This is a genomic window from Terrabacter aerolatus, from assembly GCF_007991735.1.
Taxonomy (GTDB): Bacteria; Actinomycetota; Actinomycetes; order Actinomycetales; family Dermatophilaceae; genus Terrabacter; species Terrabacter aerolatus.
In genome coordinates this window covers 1-1264 of the sequence record NZ_BJYX01000054.1, presented here as the reverse complement: position 1 = coordinate 1264, position 1264 = coordinate 1, and the positions used below count along the sequence as shown (strand labels likewise).

The following is a 1264-nucleotide window of genomic DNA, read 5'->3' as shown; positions in this document are numbered from 1 at the left end:
GGGACTGCTGCACGGATAGGTGACATCTGATCTGTGGCGCTGTGAGGCGTCGCTGGAAGGATGTGCACCGTGCCCAAGCCTTACCCCAGAGAGTTCCGTGACGACGTCGTGAACGTCGCCCGCGGCCGCGAGCCGGGCCAGTCGCTCAAGCAGATCGCAGCGGACTTCGGCATCGCCGAGTCCTGCCTGCGCAACTGGCTGCGCGATGCCGACGTCGAGGACGGCGTCAAACCGGGAACGACGGCGGCCGAGAATGTCGAGCTGCGCGAGGCCAGGAGACGCATCCGTCTGTTGGAGCAGGAGAACGAGGTGCTCCGACGGGCCGCGGCGTACCTGTCGCAGGCGAACCTGCCGGGAAAATGATGTACCCGCTCGTCCGTGAGCTCGCCATCGACGGGATCCCCGTCGCGGTGACGTGCCGGGTCCTGAAGATCGCTCGCCAGCCGTACTACCGCTGGCTGGCTGCGCCGGTCACGGCGGCCGAGCTGGCCGAGGCCCACCTGGCCAACGCGCTGTTCGACGCCCACCGCGACGATCCGGAGTTCGGCTACCGGTATCTGGCCGATGAGGCCCGCGACGCCGGCCACCAGGCCTGCAACCGGACCATGTGGCGGGTCTGCTCTGCCAACGGCTGGTGGAGCGTTTTCGGCAAGAAGCGCGGGAAGAACGGCAAGAAGCCAGGGCCTCCCGTGCACGATGACCTCGTCAAACGCGACTTCACCGCCGCCGCGGCGAACCGGCTGTGGCTCTCTGACATCACCGAGCACCGCACCGGCGAGGGCAAGCTCTACCTCTGCGCGATCAAGGACGTCTACTCCAACCGGATCGTGGGCTACTCGATCAGCGACCGGATGAAGTCACGGCTGGCCGTCGACGCCCTCGCCAGCGCGATCGCCCGACGCGGTCAGGTCGTCGGCTGCATTCTGCACACCGACCGCGGATCGCAGTTCAGGTCAAGGAAGTTCGTCCGCGCCCTACACCGGCACGCCATGGTCGGCTCGATGGGCAAGGTCGGCGCGGCCGGTGACAACGCGGCGATGGAGAGCTTCTTCGCGCTGCTGCAGAAGAACGTGCTCGACCGGCGCCAGTGGGCCACCCGGCAGGAGCTGCGGATCGCCATCGTCACCTGGATCGAGCGGACGTACCACCGCCGGCGCCGTCAGGACACTCTGGGCCGATTGACCCCTATCGAGTTCGAGACCATCATGACCACACCTGCCACTCAGGCAGCCTGACCTAACCTGTCACCGTTTCGTGCAGCAGT

Annotated in this window: 1 protein-coding gene; it reads left to right on the top strand. The window is 67.0% G+C overall.

Features of this window, described 5'->3' with window-relative positions:
- Window positions 1-69 precede the first annotated feature (69 nt).
- Window positions 70-1235, top strand: a protein-coding gene (locus tag TAE01_RS20355) for an IS3 family transposase (protein ID WP_147068629.1) whose coding sequence is annotated in 2 segments (ribosomal slippage) — window positions 70-354 and window positions 357-1235 — 1164 coding nt in all. Because the reading frame shifts where the segments join, the coding sequence is not laid out codon by codon here.
- Window positions 1236-1264 lie beyond the last annotated feature (29 nt).